The sequence below is a fragment of the Nocardia sp. NPDC058058 genome (genome assembly GCF_042885355.1).
Lineage (GTDB): Bacteria > Actinomycetota > Actinomycetes > Mycobacteriales > Mycobacteriaceae > Nocardia.
Genome location: NZ_JBHVSA010000004.1, coordinates 403296 through 422708 on the forward strand (window position 1 = coordinate 403296; position 19413 = coordinate 422708).

At 66.9% G+C, this 19413-nt stretch carries 21 protein-coding genes; 5 read left to right on the forward strand and 16 right to left on the reverse strand.

Features of this window, described 5'->3' with window-relative positions; genetic code table 11:
- Positions 1–9: 9 nt before the first annotated feature.
- The 4 genes from ACFVUS_RS32935 to ACFVUS_RS32950 all read left to right on the forward strand — a co-directional run bounded on the left by ACFVUS_RS32935 (position 10) and on the right by ACFVUS_RS32950 (position 3822).
- Positions 10–687: a septum formation initiator family protein gene (locus ACFVUS_RS32935; RefSeq protein ID WP_387775548.1), complete on the forward strand. Its 678-nt coding sequence runs from the start codon at positions 10–12 to the stop codon at positions 685–687.
- A complete protein-coding gene (locus ACFVUS_RS32940; protein WP_364641959.1) occupies positions 684–1226 on the forward strand; it encodes a DUF501 domain-containing protein in 543 nt (180 codons plus the stop codon). Before ACFVUS_RS32935 ends, ACFVUS_RS32940 begins: the two co-directional genes overlap by 4 nt.
- Positions 1227–2186 carry an exopolyphosphatase gene (locus ACFVUS_RS32945; protein WP_387775551.1) on the forward strand — a complete coding sequence of 320 codons (960 nt, stop codon included), beginning with the start codon at positions 1227–1229 and terminating at the stop codon, positions 2184–2186.
- 169 nt (positions 2187–2355) lie between these two features.
- Positions 2356–3822, forward strand: a complete 1467-nt coding sequence (locus ACFVUS_RS32950; protein ID WP_387775554.1) for a peptide MFS transporter — start codon at positions 2356–2358, stop codon at positions 3820–3822.
- Positions 3823–3828: 6 nt separating this feature from the next.
- Here ACFVUS_RS32950 and ACFVUS_RS32955 read toward each other — a convergent pair whose 3' ends face one another.
- From ACFVUS_RS32955 to ACFVUS_RS32980, 6 genes are read right to left on the reverse strand one after another with little or no spacing between them, the layout of a single operon-like run.
- Positions 3829–4272 (reverse strand): PaaI family thioesterase, encoded by a 444-nt coding sequence (locus tag ACFVUS_RS32955; protein WP_387775557.1) that lies wholly within the window; start codon positions 4270–4272, stop codon positions 3829–3831.
- Positions 4269–6050, reverse strand: coding sequence for a fatty acyl-AMP ligase (locus ACFVUS_RS32960; RefSeq protein WP_387775560.1), 1782 nt, complete (start codon positions 6048–6050; stop codon positions 4269–4271). The genes ACFVUS_RS32955 and ACFVUS_RS32960 overlap by 4 nt, the downstream gene beginning before the upstream one ends.
- Positions 6047–7282: a cytochrome P450 gene (locus ACFVUS_RS32965; RefSeq protein WP_387775563.1), complete on the reverse strand. Its 1236-nt coding sequence runs from the start codon at positions 7280–7282 to the stop codon at positions 6047–6049. Before ACFVUS_RS32965 ends, ACFVUS_RS32960 begins: the two co-directional genes overlap by 4 nt.
- Entirely contained in the window at positions 7279–8196 is a 918-nt protein-coding gene (locus tag ACFVUS_RS32970; protein WP_387775566.1) for a class I SAM-dependent methyltransferase, read from the reverse strand. The genes ACFVUS_RS32965 and ACFVUS_RS32970 overlap by 4 nt, the downstream gene beginning before the upstream one ends.
- Entirely contained in the window at positions 8193–8453 is a 261-nt protein-coding gene (locus ACFVUS_RS32975; protein WP_387775569.1) for an acyl carrier protein, read from the reverse strand. Before ACFVUS_RS32975 ends, ACFVUS_RS32970 begins: the two co-directional genes overlap by 4 nt.
- 10 nt (positions 8454–8463) lie before the next feature.
- Positions 8464–9381 (reverse strand): acyl-CoA desaturase, encoded by a 918-nt coding sequence (locus tag ACFVUS_RS32980; protein WP_387775572.1) that lies wholly within the window; start codon positions 9379–9381, stop codon positions 8464–8466.
- A 144-nt stretch (positions 9382–9525) separates the two neighbouring features.
- Here ACFVUS_RS32980 and ACFVUS_RS32985 point away from each other — a divergent pair, with 144 nt between their 5' ends.
- Complete coding sequence (locus ACFVUS_RS32985) at positions 9526–10194, forward strand: SGNH/GDSL hydrolase family protein (protein WP_387775575.1); 669 nt, start codon at positions 9526–9528, stop codon at positions 10192–10194.
- Here the strand turns inward: ACFVUS_RS32985 and ACFVUS_RS32990 are convergent.
- The 10 genes from ACFVUS_RS32990 to ACFVUS_RS33035 all read right to left on the reverse strand — a co-directional run bounded on the left by ACFVUS_RS32990 (position 10163) and on the right by ACFVUS_RS33035 (position 19406).
- A complete protein-coding gene (locus ACFVUS_RS32990; protein ID WP_387775578.1) occupies positions 10163–11317 on the reverse strand; it encodes an ABC transporter ATP-binding protein in 1155 nt (384 codons plus the stop codon). The two genes, ACFVUS_RS32985 and ACFVUS_RS32990, sit on opposite strands and share 32 nt — an antisense overlap.
- Positions 11314–12129 (reverse strand): carbohydrate ABC transporter permease, encoded by an 816-nt coding sequence (locus ACFVUS_RS32995; RefSeq protein ID WP_387775581.1) that lies wholly within the window; start codon positions 12127–12129, stop codon positions 11314–11316. Before ACFVUS_RS32995 ends, ACFVUS_RS32990 begins: the two co-directional genes overlap by 4 nt.
- Complete coding sequence (locus ACFVUS_RS33000) at positions 12119–13057, reverse strand: carbohydrate ABC transporter permease (RefSeq protein WP_387775584.1); 939 nt, start codon at positions 13055–13057, stop codon at positions 12119–12121. The genes ACFVUS_RS32995 and ACFVUS_RS33000 overlap by 11 nt, the downstream gene beginning before the upstream one ends.
- A 2-nt stretch (positions 13058–13059) precedes the next feature.
- A complete protein-coding gene (locus ACFVUS_RS33005) occupies positions 13060–14373 on the reverse strand; it encodes an ABC transporter substrate-binding protein (protein WP_387775587.1) in 1314 nt (437 codons plus the stop codon).
- Positions 14360–15265: an MBL fold metallo-hydrolase gene (locus tag ACFVUS_RS33010; protein WP_387775590.1), complete on the reverse strand. Its 906-nt coding sequence runs from the start codon at positions 15263–15265 to the stop codon at positions 14360–14362. The genes ACFVUS_RS33005 and ACFVUS_RS33010 overlap by 14 nt, the downstream gene beginning before the upstream one ends.
- A 124-nt stretch (positions 15266–15389) precedes the next feature.
- Entirely contained in the window at positions 15390–16091 is a 702-nt protein-coding gene (fabG, locus tag ACFVUS_RS33015) for a 3-oxoacyl-ACP reductase FabG (protein ID WP_387775593.1), read from the reverse strand.
- A gap of 26 nt (positions 16092–16117) precedes the next feature.
- Positions 16118–17392, reverse strand: coding sequence for a cation:proton antiporter (locus tag ACFVUS_RS33020; protein WP_387775596.1), 1275 nt, complete (start codon positions 17390–17392; stop codon positions 16118–16120).
- Between the two features lie 49 nt (positions 17393–17441).
- Positions 17442–18872, reverse strand: coding sequence for a carboxylesterase family protein (locus tag ACFVUS_RS33025; protein WP_387775599.1), 1431 nt, complete (start codon positions 18870–18872; stop codon positions 17442–17444).
- Complete coding sequence (locus ACFVUS_RS33030; RefSeq protein WP_387775602.1) at positions 18869–19141, reverse strand: chorismate mutase; 273 nt, start codon at positions 19139–19141, stop codon at positions 18869–18871. Before ACFVUS_RS33030 ends, ACFVUS_RS33025 begins: the two co-directional genes overlap by 4 nt.
- Entirely contained in the window at positions 19128–19406 is a 279-nt protein-coding gene (locus ACFVUS_RS33035; protein WP_387775605.1) for an acyl carrier protein, read from the reverse strand. Before ACFVUS_RS33035 ends, ACFVUS_RS33030 begins: the two co-directional genes overlap by 14 nt.
- Positions 19407–19413: the final 7 nt, after the last annotated feature.

Consider the following 19413-nt stretch of genomic DNA (forward strand, 5'->3'; position numbering starts at 1 on the left):
AGGTGTGAGATGACGGAGCGACGGGCGCGCGGTACCAGTCCGGCAGGACGCGGTGACCGCCGCCCGTCGCGTTCGGCCAAGCCTCGCGCCGGTGCGGCCAAACCGCGTTCCGGTGCGGCGGCTAAGCGCACCGCATCGGGTTCGGCGAGCGGCAGCGGTGTGAGCAAGCGCCGTTCGGCCGCGAAATCGGCCACCGCGCGGCGCGCTTCGCGGGCGAAATCCGAACGGCACGAGCATAAGATCCTCGGCCTTTCCACGGGCCGCGCGATTCTGCTGGCCGCGGTGCTGTGCGGGCTGGCGCTGACCCTCGCGGTGCCGTTGCGCACCTATTTCACCCAGCGCGCCGAGGCCGCTTCGCTCGCCGCCCAGCGCGAGCAACTTCAGGACGATGTCGCCAAACTGCGGGATCGCCGTGCGCAGCAACAGGATCCGGCCTATATCCGGGCCGAGGCCCGGGATCGGCTGCGCCTGGTGCTGCCCGGTGAGACGCCGTACATCGTCCAGGTGCCCGGGATTGAACAGCCCGCGGTACCCGTCCCGCCCGCCAAGACGCGGGAACCGGACCCCTGGTACACGGAACTGTGGCGCAGTATTTCGCAGCCGCAGCCCAGTGCCGCCCCAGCCGCGAATCCGGCGCCACCCGCGCCGAATCCGCCCGCCCCCAATCAGGAAGGACAACCGAGGTGACCGCATCCGAGAGCCACCGCACACCCAGCGAGCGGGATCTCGAGATCGTCGCCAAGCAATTGGGGCGCGAGCCGCGCGGCGTACTGGAGATCGCCTATCACACCCCGGACGGCCTGCCCGCCGTGGTGAAGACGCAGCCGAAACTGCCCGATGGCACGCCGTTTCCGACGCTGTACTACCTGACCGATCCGCGGCTGACCGCCGAGGCCAGCCGGTTGGAGACCACCGGCATCATGCGCGAGATGACCGAACGGCTCACGCACGACACCGAATTGGCGGCCGGATACCGCGCCGCGTACGACAGCTACCTCGCCGAGCGCAATGCCATCGAGGATCTGGGCACCGATTTCGCCGGTGGCGGTATGCCGGATCGGGTGAAATGCCTGCATGTATTGATCGCGCATTCGCTGGCCAAGGGGCCGGGCGTGAATCCGCTGGGTGACGAGGCCGTCGCGCTCGCCGCCGCGCATGGCTTGCGCGGCACCGCGATTCCGGCAGACTGGCCCAAGTACGAGAATCCTGCGGCAGAGGGCGAATAGATGAGCGACCGGATCGCCGCGATCGACTGCGGTACCAACTCCATCCGACTACTGATCGCGGATGTGATCCGGGATGACGCGGGTTCGCCCAAGCTCACCGATGTGCACCGTGAGATGCGCATCGTCCGCCTCGGCCAGGGCGTGGACGCGACCGGTTCGCTGAATCCGGAGGCCATCGAACGCACCCGGGTGGCACTGCACGATTACGTGGATCTCATGGTCGAGCACGGGGTGACCCGGGTCCGCATGACCGCGACCTCCGCCACCCGCGATGCGAGCAATCGCGAGGACTTCTTCGCCATGACCGCCGCCGAACTCGGCCGCGTGGTCGAGGGCGCGCAGGCCGAGGTCATCACCGGCGATGAGGAAGCACGGTTGTCCTTCGCCGGTGCGGTCGGTGAATTGTCCAGCGAGGCCGGACCTTTCGTGGTCATTGATCTCGGTGGCGGTTCCACCGAGGTGGTGCTGGGTAATACCGGCGGTGTCCAGTCCGCCTACTCCGCCGATATCGGCTGCGTGCGCATTACCGAGCGCTGCCTGCACGGCAATCCGCCCACCCGCGAGGAGGTGGCGGGCGCTCGTTTCTTCGCTTCCGAGCGGCTGGCGCAGGCTTTCGGCGTGGTCCCGGTGGAACGCGCCCGGACCTGGGTCGGCGTCGCCGGAACCATGACCACGCTCGCCGCGGTCGCGCTGGATCTGCCCGAATACGATTCGGAGCGGGTGCATCTCACCCGGCTGTCGCTGGGCGAGCTGCGCAAGGTGTGCGATCGGCTGATCGGCATGAACCACGATGAGCGGGCCGCGCTCGGCCCGATGCATCCGGGCCGGGTCGATGTGATCGGCGGCGGCGCGGTGATCGCCGAGGTGCTGGCCGATGAGCTGGCCCGGCGCGCGGGCATCGACGAACTGATCATCAGTGAGCACGACATTCTGGACGGAATCGCGCTTTCGATCGCCTGAATGGGGCATCGCCGGGGTGGCCGGGATGCCACCGACCGATTCGGACACGCGCCGGCAACCCGAACTCGCCGGTGTTCACGGCTGTAACCAGGCCTTTCCCGGCGTGGTTGTGACTCAGGTTAACAACTGAGGTTGCTGTCAGATTGCCCAATATGGGAGGGTCTGAGCTATGTCTGGAGTAGCGCATCACGCGAAACCGGTCTCCGAACGCACCCTGTTCGGACATCCCATCGGTCTCGCGAATCTGTTCGGCGTCGAGCTGTGGGAACGATTCTCGTTCTACGGCATGGTCACGATTCTGGGCTACTACCTGTACTACTCCGCGACCGACGGCGGTCTGGGACTGGAGAAGTCCACCGCGACCGGCATCGTCGGCGCGTACGGCGGCCTCGTCTATCTCTCCACGGTGCTCGGCGGCTGGATAGCGGACCGGGTGCTGGGGATGGAGCGCACGGTCTTCTACGGCGGTGTGGTCGTGATGGCCGGACATATCGCCCTGGCCGTACTGCCCGGATTGACCGGTGTCGGTGTAGGTCTGGTGCTGGTGGCGCTGGGTTCGGGTGCGCTCAAGGCCAATGCGTCCTCACTGCTGGGCACCCTCTACGACAAGAACGACGCGCGGGCGGACGGCGGCTTCACGCTGTTCTACCTCGGCATCAACCTGGGTGCTTTCGCGGGACCGCTGATCACCGGCGTACTCCAGGACCATGTCGGCTTCCACTACGGCTTCGGCGCGGCCGCCATCGGTATGGCGCTGGGCCTGACCCAGTACGTGGTGTTCCGGCGCAATCTCGGCACACACGGCCGCGAAGTGCCGAATCCGCTGCCGCGCACCGAGATTCCGCGCACCCTGCTGGTGGTGGCGGTGCTCGCGGTGATCGTCGCGGTGGCCGCGCTGACCGGTGTGCTGACGCTGTCGAACCTGCCGGATATGACCACCGGCGTGATCGTGCTCGCCTCGATCGTGTACTTCGCGATCATGCTGACCAGCCCGAAAGTCGATGCGGTGGAACGCACCCGGGTGCGCGCCTTCATTCCGCTGTTCATCGCGAACGCGGTGTTCTGGTCGCTGTTCCAGCAGATCTTCACCGTGCTCGCGGTCTACTCCGATGAGCGCATCAATTGGAATGTGTTCGGCTGGACCGCGCCGTCCAATTGGATCGGCTCCATGGAGCCGGTGTGGATCATCTCGCTGTCCCCGCTGTTCGCGATCATGTGGACGCGGCTGGGCAATCGCGCCCCGAGCACCCCGCGCAAGTTCGCGCTCGGCGTGCTCGGCATGGGTGCGGCGTTCATGCTGTTCGCGCTGTACTCCGGCACCGAGGGCAAGACGGTGCCGATCCTGTTCGTGTTCGCGGTGCTGGCGGGCTTCGCCATCTCCGAACTGCTGCTCTCGCCGATCGGCCTGGCGGTCACCACCAAACTGGCCCCCAATGCCTTCCGCGCCCAGATGATGGCGCTGTACTTCTTCTCGGTCGGCATCGGCACCTCGATGTCCGGTGTGCTGTCGAAGTTCTACGATCCCTCACACGAACTCGCGTACTTCGGCATCACCGGCCTGGTGACGATCGCGGTAGGCGCGGTGGTCTGGGCGATCGCACCGTGGGTGAGCCGCCATATGGAGGGCGTGCACTAGGCGCGCTCACGGCTGCGCGACCCGAACGTTGCGCATCGTCACCAGCGCTGTGGCACATAGGGTTTCGTGCTCATCGCCGGTGAACAGATCGGCGGCGGCAATGGTGATGAGCGCACCCGGTTTGATCACCCGCCCGCGCGCCAGCACCGTCGGCCCCTTCGCCGGAGCCAGGATCTTCACCGTGAAGTCGATGGTCATATTCACCCAACCCGGCGGCAGCAGCGTGCCCGCGGCCGACCCGGCGGCGAAATCCGCCAGCGCGCCCAGCACCCCGGCCTGGAAATAACCGTCGTGCTGGGTGAGCTCGCGCCGGTGCGGCTGGATGAGTTCGACTGCGCCGGTATCGATCCGGCCGAATTCGAAGCCCAGATGCCGCGCGGCGGGCATGCTCAGCACCACGGCCGGGACGAGGTCGGCGAAGTCCGGATTCACGGCTTGCCAGGTGGTCATGATTTGCTCCCTGCGATCGGCAGCGGTCCGAAAGCACCCTGCCGGTATTGATTTCGGGTCTCGGTGCGCCGGAGCTTGCCGCTGCTGGTCTTGGGCAATAGATTCGGCGCGGTCAGTAGTAGGTCTCCGATGCTCAGATCGTGTTCACGCAGGACCGCCGCCCGAATGGCCCCGGTGATATCGGCGGTATCGGCGTCGTCCAGTTGTTCGCGCCTGATCTCCTGGATGATCACCAGCTGCTCGCCGTCGGCGAAGGCCGCGCATCCACCCGTCCGCAGCGCGGAATGAGCCGCGGCGACCGTGTGCTCGATATCCTGCGGATAGTGATTGCGGCCCCTGATGATGAGCAGGTCCTTGCGGCGGCCGGTCACATACAGCTCATCGTCCACGATCAGGCCGAGATCGCCGGTCCGCAGATAGCGCCGTCCCGACAGATCGGTGCAGACCGCCTGGAAGGTGTGCGAGGTCTGCTCGACATGTCCCCAATAACCCTGTGCCACTTGGTCTCCGGAGATCCAAATCTCGCCGATGCGGTCCGGCGGACAGAGCCGATGCGTCTCGGGGTCGACAATGCGCACATCCTCACCGGGCAGGATTCGTCCCGAGCCGACGAGAGTGCGACCCGATGCCGTCCGCGCGGGGGCGAATCGGCCCGCGCTCAATGCCGTGACATCTACCGCCACGGTGCGGGGTCCGCGACCCTTCACGCTCCCGCTGACCAGTAGCGTGGCTTCGGCGAGGCCGTAACACGGATAATTGGCCCGGGCCCGAAAGCCGTACGGAGCAAAGGTTTCCGCGAATCTGTGCAGGGTCTCGGGCCGCAGCGGTTCCGCGCCGTTGAACGCCACCTGCCAGCTGCTCAGATCGAGATCCGAGGTACTCGCGGCACCGGCCTGCGCCACACACGCGTCGAACGCGAAGTTCGGCCCGCCGCTGGTGTGCGCCCGATATCGAGTGATCGCGCTCAACCAGAGTATGGGCCGCCTGATGAACGCCGAAGGCGACATCAACACGCCCGTCGCCCCGATATACAAGGGCTGCAACACATTCCCGATCAAACCCTGATCATGGAAGAGCGGCGTCCACCCCACCATGGTGGAATCCCGGTCATGACCGAACGCGTCCCGGATCATCTCCAGATTGGCCGCCAGATTCCCGTGCGACACCATGACGCCCTTGGGAGCCGACGTGGAACCCGACGTATATTGCAGAAAAGCAAGGGAATTCGCTTCAACGGTGGCAACCGCACCGCCCTGCGCGGCAGGAAGCCGATCGACAGCGAGCCATTCCGGTGACGACATGGAAGTCGCGCCGGATAACTCCAGTTGTGGGCGCAGCGCGTCAATCATGCCGTGCACGGTGAGTACCGCCGCTGGACGGCAGTCCCGGATGATCGAGCGGGTGGCCTCGCGAATCTCGTTGCGGCGCGGCGGCGGAATCGGCACCGCCAGTATCCGGGCGTAAAGACAGCCGAAGTAGGCGACGATGAACTCCAGCCGCTGTGGGAAGATCAGCAGCGCGCGATCCCCAGGGGCGCAATGGGTTCGGAGCTGCTCCGCCACCGCCAGTGCCCGCAGGTGCAGCTGCCGGTAGGTGAGCGCATCGATCTCCACACCGTGCTCGTCCAGCAGGATGTAGGCGATCCGCTCCGGCTCCTCGCCCGCGCGCGATTCGAGCAATTCCGGCATTAATGTGCGCGGGGTTTCGATCGCCGCCGCGTGCCCTTCCGACTTGCCGGTCATCGGTTCCTTCGAGCGGTGGTCGTCGGTGCTGTTCATCCGTTGCCCCTCAGGGTGATTGGGAGGCGGGTGAGGCCGCGCAGGATGAAACTGTGTTGTTGCCAGTCGAAATCGGTGGTGGTGAGGCGGATTTCGGTGGTGTGGCGGTGTAGGACGTCGAGGGCGATTTCGGCTTGGAGGGCGGCCAGGGGTGCGCCGAGGCAGCCGTGCATGCCGTGGCCGAAGGCGAGGTGGTCGGCGGGGGCGCGGGTGAGGTCGAAATCGTCGGGGCGGTCGAAGATTTCGGGGTCGCGGTTGGCGGCGGCGAGGCAGAGCAGGACCTGGTCGCGGGCGCGAATCAGTCTGTCTTCCAGTTCGATATCGCGGGTGGCGAGGCGTTTGGTGAGTTGTAGTGGCGGGTCGTAGCGCAGTGTTTCCGCGACCGCCGCGCGGGTCAGTTCCGGGCGGGCTCGGAGCAGTTCTGCCTGCTCCGGGTGCCGGAGTAGGGCTAGAAGTGCGTTGCCTATCAGGGATTTCGTGGTTTCCAGGCCCGCCACGAAGCACATGATGGTCAGCAGCATGACCTCGTCGTCGGTGAGCGCGTTGCCGCCCAGCGTGTAGGAGGTGAGCAGTGCGCTGATCAGGTCCTGGCCGGGTGCGGCGCGGCGCTGATCGATGATCGGGCGCAGTGCGCCGGTGAACGCGGTGACCACGGTGTGCACGCGGGCCAGATCGTGGGCGGTCATGAGTCCGGGTTCGAGCAGGAACCGGATGTCGTGGGTCCACGGGCCGATGCGCGCGCGGAGTTCGTCCGGCAGCTCCATCCATTCGCAGAGCACGGCCACCGGCAGCGGGGCCGCGAAATCCGCGATGATGTCGACGGTGCTCTTGCGGCGGGCCTGTTCCAGCAGCCGGGTGGCCGCCGCGGTGATGATCGGCCGCAGCCCCTCGATGTGCTGGGTGGTGAAGGCGCGGTTGACGAGTGCGCGCAGCCGCGCGTGTTCCGGATTGTCGGTGAACACCAGGGAGGTGCGCCCGAGCCGGTCGATGAGCGTCATATCGGACTGCCCGAGCCGTTCGGCCTGCGCGCTCACCTGCCGGGGGATCAGGGCGGCGCTGAAGGTCCGGTCGTGCAGCACGCCGCGCACATCGGCGTACCGGGTGAGCACCCACATCCCCAATGTCCGGTGTATCGGCCGGGTTTCGCGCAGTTGCCGGTAGTGCGGATACGGATCGCGCCGGAACTCCGCGTCGAAGGGGTTGAACGCGACGCGCGCCGTGTGCGCGGTCATGCCGCTCGATCCTCGCGGTCGAAGTAGCGACTCGTGCACGGTTGCAGGACCAGCCGGAACAGGCCGATCTTGCCCATGCGGAAGCCCATGGCCGAGAGTTTGAGATACCGCTGATAGCGCCGCACTGCGTCCTCGCCGACCAGTGCGGTGGCTTCGGCGCGATGCGCGCGCAGCCGCCGTGCCCACTGTTCGCAGGTCCAGGCGTAGTCGAGGCGTCCACCGGTGATCGAGCGAACCTCGAATATCCCCTCGGCCGCGGCGACGATCTCGGCGAGCGTCGGCAGTTCGGAGTCCGGGAAGATCTCCCGCTGCATGAACGAATTCGCCTGCTGCCGTGACATATTCCCGTACACGATGGTTTGCAGCGATAGCGTGCCGTGCCCGGTGAGCCAGCCCCGGCACCGGTCCAGGAATTCGCGGTACACCCGGATCTTCTCGGCCGAACTATCCGACTGCTGCGCGAAGTGCTCGAACGCACCGATGGAGATGATGCCGTCGAATCGGGTGTCCGGTATGTAGTGCAGCCAGTTCTCGGTGCGCACCTCGACGCCGGGATACCGTGCGGCCCGGACGAATTCGGCCTGTGCGGGGCTGAGGGTGAGCCCCACCGACCGCTCCACCCGATGGGTCTCGGCGAGCTCGCGCAGTATCGAACCCCAGCCGCAGCCGATATCGAGTACGGCACCGGCCCGTTCGGCCCGAACGGCGTCCAGGCGGAAGCGCAGCTTATTGTGCTGCGCGATTTCCAGTGTGTCGCCGGTGGTTTCACGCAGCGCGCAGGAGTAGGTGAGGCTGGAATCCAGCCACAGTCGATAGAACTCGGTGCCGATGTCGTAGTGGTGCCGAATTCCCGCCGCCGCCAAGTCCGTTCGGTCCGCGGTGAACAGGCCCGCCCCGTCGCTCGGCGCGGTCATGGCAGCGCCGCGCTCTCACCGTGCTCGTGCACATAGTCCGCGACGGCGTTCAGGCTCGGATGCCGGTACAGATCCTCGGGCGACAGATCCACCCCGTACCGCTCCTCGACCTCCATCAGCAGCGCGACCGCGACGGCCGAATCGATGCCGAGCCGGTCGAAATCCGCCGTGGGATCGATATGCGGTGCGGGCACCTCGAGCAGATCCGCGAGGTACGCCCGGCACCAGTCGACAATGGCCTCTTTGCTTGTATCCACGGGAACCTCATCAGGGTGCGAGTTGAATGCGTTTGGCGGCCATCCGGCTTTCCGAGGGCATCCGCAGATCCCAGGCCAGTCCGGCGCCGGCGAGCAGCCGGATCAGCCAGTAGCCGGGATCGAGCCGATACCACTGCAATCCGAAGGATGGCGATTCGGGAAAGGCGTGGTGATTGTTATGCCACGACTCCCCGAAGGTGAGGAGCGCGAAAATGCCACCGTTATGGCTGTTCTCACGGGATTCATAGGGCCGGGTGCCGAACATGTGCAGAAAGGAATTGATGGCCCAGACAATGTGTTCCAGCACGAATATGCGGACGAATCCGCCCCAGAGCAGTCCGCTGACCGCCCCGGTCCAGCTCAGCGTGACGAGCCCGCCGATGAGTGCGGGAATGGCCAGGCCGAGCCCGATCCACCAGTAGTACAGTCGCGAAATCCGCACCAGCGCGCGATCTTTCAGCAGATCGGGTGCGTAATGCACGACATTCGGGTATTCGTGCCGATGCATCCACAGGAAATGCGAGTGTGCCAGCCCGCGCAGCGCCCCGCGCCAGCCATCGCCGGACAGGTTGGGGGAGTGCGGATCTCCCTCCTGATCACTGCATTCGTGATGCCGCCGGTGCAGTGCTACCCAGGAGATCACCGGCCCCTGCCCGGCCATGGACCCGGCGATGGCGAGCAGCGCCGATACCGATCCGGCCGCCTTGAAGGTGCGATGGGTGAAGAGCCGGTGATATCCGGCGGTAATGCCGAGCCCGGTGATCAGCCACAGCCCGAACAGCAGTCCGAATTCGAGTGCGCCGAACGGCCGCACCCACAGGAATCCGATGGCCACGAGGGTGCCGATAATCGGGAGGATATCGAACAGCAGGAAATGCCTGCGCTGCAGGCGATGAATGTAGGGATTGCTGACGGTCTTCGCAATCATGGCGCTCGACCACCTCTGGTACGCCGAAATCGTGTGCAGCGAAAGCGTATCCAGCGCCGGTGCATTCTCCGCCGTGAGACGGCCTATCGCAGTGCACCGAATCGGCCATTGCCGAGCGCTCCGCCGCGCCGGTTCACTGCGAAGGTGACCGAGCAGACTCTGCCTCGCACCGAGGCCAACGATCCGCTGTTGCTGACCGCACGAGAGATTTCCGATTTGGTCGCCCCCGCGCCGTGGCGGCGCTTCGCCGTCATGGGTGATTCGGTGGCGGAGGGCCTGGGCGACGCCTCGCCCGGGTACACCACCGCGCCCTGGGCCGATCGGGTCGCCGGGGCGTTGCGTGCCGCGCATCCGGAGCTGGAATACCTCAATACCGGCCGGGCGACGGCCACCATCGCGCAGGTGCGCGCGGGTCAGCTACAGCGCGTGCTGGATTTCGCACCCGATCTGGTGCACATCAATTGCGGCGGCAATGATCTGTTCGCGCCCGAACAGGATCTGGACGCGGTCGAGGAGGCGCTGGACAAGCTCTTCGCCGATGTCCGCGCGAGTGGTGCGCGCCTGTCCACCTTCACCCTGGCCGATGCCTATCCGGATCGGCTGCGGCAGTTCAGGTCTCGCTTCGCGGCGTTCGCCGCGATCGTGCGCCGGGTGGCCGCCAGGCATGACGCGATCATGGCCGAGCTGTGGGAGCATCCGGCCCGGCTCCGCCAGGATTGGTTGAGCGCGGACCGGATTCACCTCACCATGGCCGGGCACGCGGTGGTCGCCACCGAGATGATCAGGGTGCTGGGTCGATCCGCTGCCGAGTGACGGCGTCGAACAGGTGCACGCGTTCGGCCGGAACGCTCACCCGCAGTGGCTGTCCCGGCGCGCAGTTGGTCGCCGCCGGGACGACCACCACCCAGCGCTGGTCACCGTGCGCGCAGGTGACCTGTTTGGTGTCGCCGAGATGTTCCACCACATCGATCTGACCGGTCACCTCGACCTCGCCGGAGCCGTCGAGCGTGCCGTGTCCGGGCCGCCAGCCCAGGAATATCCGATCGGGCAGGTTCCGGGCATCCAGGCGGCCGACGATGCCCTCGCCGGCGATGATCGAACCCGCTGCGGCGGAATGGATGTCGACCTCGTGGAAGTTCATCGGCGGGGTGCCGACGAACGCGGCGACGAACATATTCGCGGGCCGGGTGTACACCTCTTCGGGTGCGCCGGCCTGGGAGATGCGCCCGCCGTCGAGCACGATGAGCCGGGTCGCCATGGACAGCGCCTCGAGCTGATCGTGGGTGACGTAGACGAAGGTGGTGCCGAGCTGCCGGTGCAGCCGCACCAGTTCGGCCCGGGTCTCACCGCGCAGCTTGGCATCGAGGCTGGAGAGCGGTTCATCCATGAGAAAAGCCCTGGGCCGCTTGACGATCGCGCGTGCCAGCGCGACCCGCTGCTGCTGTCCGCCCGAGAGTTGGGACGGCATGCGCTGCTCGAGCCCGGCCAGGCCGAGCATTTCGACGACTTCCGCGGTGCGGGCGCGGATATCGGCCGGGGTCGGGCCGTTCTTGTCGTGCCGGGCCTGCAAGCGCAATCCGAAGGTGATGTTCTTCTCGACGGTCATATGCGGATACAGCGCGAAGTCCTGGAACACCATGGCCAGCATGCGATCTCGCGCGGGCACGGCGGTCACGTCCTGCCCGCCGATCCGGATCTGCCCGGCGTCAACGCCTTCGAGTCCGGCGATGGCGCGCAGCATGGTGGATTTACCGCAGCCGGAGGGCCCGACCAGCACGGTGAACGAGCCGTCCGGGATGAGCAGATCGAGGTCCGCGAAGACCGGATTCGCGCCGAACTTCTTCGTCACCCCGGTCAATTCGATTGTGCCGGAGCCGGTGTCGTCCCGCTCCTGCCGGTCGAGCACCGCCTCGGGTGAGATCAATTGGTCGGTCATCGGACTCCCGCCCTCATTACGGCGGCGGTCACGCGCCGCTGGTTCACCAGGTAGACGATCAACACCGGCAGCGTGGCCAGGGTGGCCGCCGCCATCATGGGCCCGTACTGCGAGCCCTCTTGGGTCTGGAACAGTTGCAGCCCAACCTGAATGGTGGAGTGGGTCTGCTCGGTGGTGATGAGCAGCGGCCACAGGTATTCGTTCCAATTGCTGATGAACACCACGACGGTGACGGCCGCGATCATCGGGCGCACCAGTGGGATCACCACGCGCACCAGCACTTCCCAGTTCCGCGCGCCGTCCATTCGTGCCGCCTCGAACAGGCTGGGCGGAATGGCGGCCACCTGTCTGCGCAGCAGCAGTACCGCGAAGCCGCAGGCGGCGATGAGCGGCAACGTCAGCCCGATATAGGTGTCGACCCAGCCCAGCCGTGCGGTCATGATGTACGCCGACACGATCAGGCTCTGCTGCGGAATCAGAATCGAGATGGCGATCAGGCCCTCGACGAGTCGCTGCGCCCGAAAACGGAAGGCCACCAACGCGTATCCGGCCAGGATTGCGAGCACCAGTTGCCCGGCCGTCACCACGACCGCCATGATCAGGGTGTTGGTGATCAACCGGACGATCGGGAAGTCCGTGGTGGCGACGTGATAGTTCTCCATGGTCGGCGAGACCGCCCACGGCTTGGGTTCGAAGATATCGTGCGGGGTGCGGAAGGACGCCTGCACCGCCCACAGCATCGGGAATACGGTGAGCACGATCAGCAGCGGGCAGACCACGTGCATGCCGAAGGAGAACCGTTTACTCGGCACGGGTGAACCTCCGTACGGCCAGTAGTTGAACCAGTGCGGCCACACCCAGCACCAGCATGACCACCGTGGCGGCCGCGGACGCGAGTCCGGTGTCGAAGTATTCGAATCCGTAGGTGTACAGCCGATACCAGGCATTGTCGGTGGACGCCTCGGGTCCGCCCTGGGTGAGCACGCTGATATTGGTGAAGCTCCAATGCCCGGCCAGCACCAGGCACAGGAAGGACAGGAATACCGTGGTCCGGCCGAGCAGCGGAATCACGATGTGCCGGGTCACCTCCCATTCGGTGGCCCCGTCCAGCCGCGCGGCGTCGAGCCAGCGCCGGTCCAGTGCGGTGAGCGCCGCCAAGTACAGCAGCACGTTGAGCGCGAAAACCTTCATGCCGGTAATGAATACGACCACCCAGATGGCGGTGTCCTTATCGCCCAGCCAGTTCACGCCGGCCACGCCGACGGTGGACAGCAGCGTATTGATCACGCCCTGAATGGGATCGAGCAGGAAGCGCCAGGAGATGGCGGTGGCGACCGGGGCGAGCACCACCGGGAGGAAGAGCAGCCCGCGATAGGCGTCGGCGAGGCGGCCGGGATTGCGCCACAGCGTGATCGCCACGCCCATGGGCAGAATGGTGGCGAAGGGGAGCAGGCCGAGCACGTATTCGGCGGTCGGCAGGGCGACCTCACCGAAATTGTGCGACAGCCTGCGGAAGTTGGCGAAGCCGACGAAGGTCATGGCGCCGCTGCCACTCATGGTCCAGTGCGTGAAGCTGAACAGCATGGTGAACAGCAGCGGCCCGTAGATCCACATGGCGATCAGAGCGAGGACGGGCAGCAGGTAGGGCCACGGACCCCCGCTGCGCCGGGTGCGAAAACCCTTGCGCGGCGGTGTGGTTCGTGGCCCGTCCCCGGTGCGCCGGATGCTGGTCAGCGTCACGATCAGTCCAGCAGGCCGTTCATCTGATTGTTGACGTCCTCGCAGGTGGAACCCGGTGTGGCGGAACCGAAGACGATCGGCCCGACGGCCTTGTCCTGGAGAATCTGCCGGGCTTCGTCACCGTGCGTGCCCTTGAGCGACTGGTACGGCGTGACATTGTCCAGCTGGCTCAGCGCGGGCAGGATGCGCGGATCCTTGTCGATGTACGGGCCCAGGTACTTGGGATCGTGCACGATGGCCGGACGCAGCGGCAGGTAACCGATCTTCTCGGTGACCGTCTTGAATCCCTCTGCGCTGGTGAGGTATTCGATGAACTTCCAGGCCGCCTTCTGCTTGGCCGCGTCCTTGGTGAGCACGAACAGGCCCGCGCCGGAGTAGGTCGGCTTGGTGGGCAGATCGCCGAAGGCGGGCAGCGCGGCCGAGCGCAGATCGAAGTGGCCGTCCGCGGCCTTCTCCAGTCCGGCCAGCAGTGCGGTGCTGGTCAGGTACATGCCGAGCTTGCCGGATTTGAAGAGTCCGGCGGCGTCGTCATCGCTGATGGCGGGCTGGGCCCCGGAGGTGGTGAGGTCCTTCATGGTGGCCAGCGCGTTCACCGCGGCCGGGGTGTTCAGCTGCGGCTTGCCATTGGCGTCCAGCAGCGCCCCGCCATTGCTGTTGATGATCGACTGGGTGAGGAAGTCGGACTTCGAGGTGTTCGCGATGGAGGAGTAGAAGCCCTGTGCGTCAGTGGATTTGCGCAGCGCCAGCCCGGCGGTCTTGACATCGGCCCAGGTCTTGGGCGGCTGGTCCGGGTTCAGGCCCGCGGCCTTGAACAGGTCGGCGTTGTAGAACAGGGTCGGGGTGGAGATGGTGAACGGCATGGCGACCTGCTTGCCGTCCACCTTGCCCGCGGCCAGCGCCGGGGAGGCGATTCCCGCTGTGGCCTTGGAGAAGTCGGCGGGCGATACGAAATCGGTGATCGGGACGACCGGCAGTGCGGAGACCGCGGCGACCATCTTGCTCAGGCCCAGCTGGGCGACCTCGGGCGGATCACCGGCGGCGGCCTGCGCCTGCACGCGGGCGTAGATGTCCTTGACCGGCACGCCGATCGGCTTGATCTTGATATTGGGATTGGCGACCTGGAACGCGTCGATGAGTTCGGCGGTGCCTTTACCGCCCAGATCGGGGGTGCCGTAGTTGTAGGACTCGAAGGTGATGGTGACGGGGCCGTCGGGGGTCGAGCTGCTCGAATCGGTGCCGCAACCGGCCAGATACGGCAGCAGGGCGACGGAACATACTGCGGCAGCGATATATCCGCCGCGTTTACCGTGTATCACGGTCTCTCCCAATATTCTTTCGTGTTGTCGTCCATTGAGCACCGGACCGGGCGGCCCGGATCGGACCGTCGTATTCACCGGCCGCGTCCGCGATCAGTGCCTGCACCCAGTCCGGGTCGGTGTGCAGGAAGTGGGTGAGGACCAGCTGGCCGGCCCCGGCGCGGGCGGCGAGCCGACCGGCTTCGCGGGCGCTGAGGTGGCCGTGCGGTCCGGAGTCGGCGGTGCGCAGGGTGGCCTCGCAGAGCAGCAGATCGCAATCGCGCGCGCCGTCAACCAGTTCCTCGGACCAGCCGGTGTCGCCGGTGTAAGCGACTGTGCCGTACGCGGTTTCGACCCGGAAGCCGCAGGCGACGGCGGCATGCCGGACGGCGAACGGGCGTACCGTGACCCCGTCGATCACCAGCGTGTCCCCGGCCTCGTACTCGCGCAGGTCGAAGGCGAGGTCGATGGCGCGGTTCAGCGCGGGCGCGGTGCCGACCGGGAACAGGCTCTGCAGTGATTCGAAGACCTGCCGCGAACCCGCGGGCACATACAGCGGAATCGGATCCGGTCCCGGGCGCAGTTCGTGATTGCCGCTGCCGTCGGGATACGGCAACCGCGGCGCGATCACCGACCGGGCGATCGGCAGGATGTCGTAGCAGTGGTCGCAGTGCATATGGCTGATGAAGACGCCGTTCAATTCGGCGGCCTCGATCACCGTATTGACCGCGGTCGCCACCCCCGGCCCGCAATCCAGCAGCAGCGCGGTGGAATCCGCGGTGACCACGTAGCCCGAGCTGGGTTCCCGGTCGCGCGGCATACCGCAGCGCGAGCCCAGCACATGCAGAGCCAATTCCGCCGCGGGCGTGTACCCGTTCGGATTGTCGATCGATTCGTGCGCGGTCACGCTCATGTGTCGCGTCCCCCTCTGTCCGTTCGCGGGAGCGCGATCACTCCCGTGGGCAATACTTTCGCCGGGTGGGTAACCCCGGGCAATCACGGAATCCATTGGCTGCGATAGGTATTCGTGGCTCGGCTCACAGGCCCATGGCGAGTCCGCCGTCGACCGGGAGCAGTGCGCCGGTGATATAGCTCGCGGCGTCGGAGGCCAGGAAGGTGACCGCGGCCGCGACATCGGCGGGATCACCGATTCTGGCGGCCGGGATCTGCGCCAGCGCGGCCGCGCGCACCTTTTCCGGCAGTTCGGCGGTCATATCGGTGTCGATGAGTCCGGGCAGCACCACATTGGCGGTGACGCCGCGCGAACCCAGTTCCTGCGCAATGGATCTGGCCATGCCGATGAGACCGGACTTACTGGCCGCGTAGTTGACCTGACCGGGTGCGCCGCGCAGCGCCGAGACCGAGGAGACGAAGATGATGCGCCCCCAGCGGGCCTTCAGCATGCCGGTGCTGGCTCGCCGCGCCACCCGATACGCCCCGGTCAGATTGGTGTCGAGCACCTCGTCGAACTGCTCGGGGCGCATCATGGGCAGCAGCCGGTCCTGCGTGATCCCAGCATTGGAGACCAGGATCTCGATGGGGCCGTTCTGCTCCTGTGCCAGGTCGAAGGCATGGTCGACCGCGACCGGATCGGTGACATCGCATTCCACGCCGAACAGGTCGGGCGGCGGGTTCTTGCGATAGGTCACCGCGACCCGGTCGCCACGCTCGGCGAAGGCCCGCGCGATGGCCAGGCCGATCCCGCGATTGCCTCCGGTGATCAGAACAGAACGACTCATCGGGACTCCTTGTTATGCGAATTCGCCTATCCGGGAACGGATACGCGCCCGGACGGTGCGAATTCCTCCACGGCCGCGGCGCCGCGGCTGTAGAGCAATCGGGTCAGCGGTTCGGTCATGGCCGTGGTGACCAGCGCCATCACCGCCAGGCAGGTGTAGATCTGCTGATCGATCACCTGCAGTTGCAGGCCCACCGAGAGGATCACCAGCTCGGTCAGCCCGCGCGCGTTGACCAGTACGCCCATCGTCAGCGCGGACCGCAGCGGCATGCCGGTGGCCAGTGCGGGCGCGGTCGCGCCCGCGAACTTGGTCAGGCACGCCACCAGCAGCAGCAGGATCAGCTCGCCGAAGCCCGCCCAGCCCAGGCCGTTGAGCTTCACCGAGAGTCCCGCGACGACGAAGAACACCGGCAGCAGCAGGGTCGCGGGCTGGGCGATGCGATCCGGCACGCCGGGTGCGATGCGCCGCAACTGTTCCCGGGGCACCACCGCGCCGAACAGGAACGCGCCGAACACCGGATGCAGGCCGATCGCCGCCGTGGCCCAGGCGCTCAGGAACAGGCCCGCGACCGTGATGGTGAAGACCGTGGTCTCGGTACCGGGCAACGGTGACAGTCGCGCGAACAGCCATTTCAGGCCGGGCCGCACGATGTACAGCAGCGTGATGCCGAAAACCACCGTGCGCGCCAGCATTACGACGAACCCGCCGATGCCGGAGGCGTGCGCGATGGATACCGCGACCACCAGCAGCAGCCAGGCCGCCACATCCTCGACCGCCGCGCAGGCCAGTGCGAGGGTGCCGATTCGCCCGTGCCGCATGCCGTTATCGGCCAGGATGCGGGCCAGCACCGGGAACGCGGTGATCGCCATGGCCGCGCCGACGAAGATCGACAGCGCCCACGGATCCACCCGATGCCCGGCGATGGTGTCGTGCCGCGAATACAGCAGCGCCATCACGCCCGCACCGACGGTGAACGGCACCAGCACCGATCCGGCCGCGATGGCCGCCAGCCGCCCGCGATGCCCGCGAATCCGCTCCATATCGAGCTCGAACCCGATGCCGAACATGAACAGCACCAACCCGACCTGCGCGATGATGCTCAGCAGTTCGCGCACATCGGCCGGGAAAAGCAGGGTATCCAGATCGCCGGGCAGCAGCCCGAGCAGACTCGGCCCGAGTGCGAATCCGGCCAGGATCTCACCCACCACCGGCGGCTGCCGCAACCGCTGCGCCGCCGCGCCGAGCAAACGGGCCAAGGCCACGATGATCGCCAGGTCCAGCAGTACGAGCGCCTCCTTCATACCGCCACCCCACCCCGTTGCAGCGGTCCGACGCGGTCGGTGGTCGTCCTCATCGGACACCCCAGAGTTCGCGTTCGGGACCGGCCGCATCGTTGACCCAGCCGGTGAGCGCGCCGAAGCGCATGGTGCAGCGGCGTTCCCGGTCGTAGCGGGGCCAGGGTGCGCTGCCCTCGCGAATGAATTCGGCCAGGGCGGCGCTGTAGGCGTCGGCGAGCGGCTGCACCTGTTCGAGGCGGTGTCCCGCCAGCAGCGGGGTTTCCAGCCACGCCGCCGGATTGCCCAGAATGAAGGGGATATCGGCGGTGTGGCAGGAGCCGAGCGCCGTATTCGCGGGCCGGTCGAATTGGTAGACGTACGCCCCCAGATCCTGGGCGATGCGCAGCATCGGCATGCGGAACAGCACGTCGGTGAGGGCGTCGGCCACCAGTTCACCGGGTTTGCTGCCGGGCCTGCGCTGTGAATAGTGCCGGTAGAGGGCGTCTTCGGCGCCGGGTCGGAAGCGGCCGAGCACGCCGAGCGCGGTACGCTCGTCGGCCGATCCCATGCCGGGGTCCATCGCGAGGAAGGCGCGTGCCTCCTCGGCAGTGGTGCCGATCAGCACCTCGACGCCGGATTCCCGTAGACCGGCGTCGATCTGGACCGGCAGCTCCGCACCGCCGAGTATCAACGCAGGTCGCGGTTCCCCATGTGCCGCAGTCACTTTCGCGGCCGCGTCCAGAATCCGCTCGGCGGCGGCGGCCCGCAATTCCGCCCGGTCGCCGCCGAGGGCGGTGAGCAGTGCCTCGGCGTCGGCCGAAGCCTGTTGCGGGGTACCGATATTCGTGAGCGGGGGACTGGCGAGCAGTACTCGCCGCACGAGTCCGCGCGTGGACGGCGCGGCGGCTACCGCGGCGGCCGAGAGCGCCCCGGCGGAATGCCCGCCGATGGTGATGCGATCGGGGTCTCCGCCGAACGCGGCGATATTGCGGTGCACCCACTTCAGGGCCGCGATCTGATCGAGCAGCCCCATATTGCCCTGTCCCTCGCCGAGGTACAGGTAGCCGAACGGGCCGATCCGGTAGTTGGGGCAGACGACGACGATATCCTCGTTCGCCGCCAGCCGTGCGCCCGAATTACGTTCGCCGCCACCGTATCCGGTGACGAAGCCGCCGCCGTGCAGCCAGATCAGAACGGCGCGCTGCCCGATCACGTCGGGGGTGAACACATTCAGCGTGAGGCAGTTGTCCTCATCGGTGGCCGGCAGCTTCTCGCTGCCGAGGATGGCGGCCATGGGGGAGGGGTTCTGCGGTACGGCCGGTCCCGCGAACTCGGCATCCAGTGCCGTTGACCAGGATTCGGGCGGTGCGGGCGGTGCGAACCGCAGCGGTCCGACGGGCGCGGCGGCGAACGGGATCCCGCGGAAGACCGCGAGATCCCCATCCACCGTGCCGCGCACCGGCCCGTGCTCGGTATCGGCGAGCACCTCGGTGCGCTGGGTCATCGCACCATCCGTCCCCGGCACAGGCCCAATACCGCGCGGGCCACGTCGACGCCGCCCGCGCCCAGCTCATCGGACCAGCTGGTGAGCACCTGGGTCTCGCGCCGGTGCTCGATGCGGGGGCCGCCGTCGGCCAAGCGGTGGCGCTGGATATCGAGGGAGATATTGCGCCGCGCCGCGATCAATTCCCGCAGCTGACTGTCGATTTCGTCGATGCGGGCACGGCCGTCCGCGATGGATTCGATCGGCACACTGACCTCAGGCGTCGCCATGATGTTCCCCCACGTATCGGGTGATGTCCGAGACGACGCGGAAGTCCGGCAGGACCTCCTCGGGCATGGGGACGCCGAATTCGGACTGGATGGTCACGGCGATCTCCAGCAGGGTGAGCGAATCGATGTCGAGGTCGTCGACCAGGGTCTTGTCCCCGGTGACCTCATCGCGCTCCAGCCCGCCGACGCGAGCGATGACGGTGATGATGCGATCGTCGAGATCGGTTGTCTCGGTGGCGGTCCGGGCCGCCTGCTGCTCCGACATGGTGCTG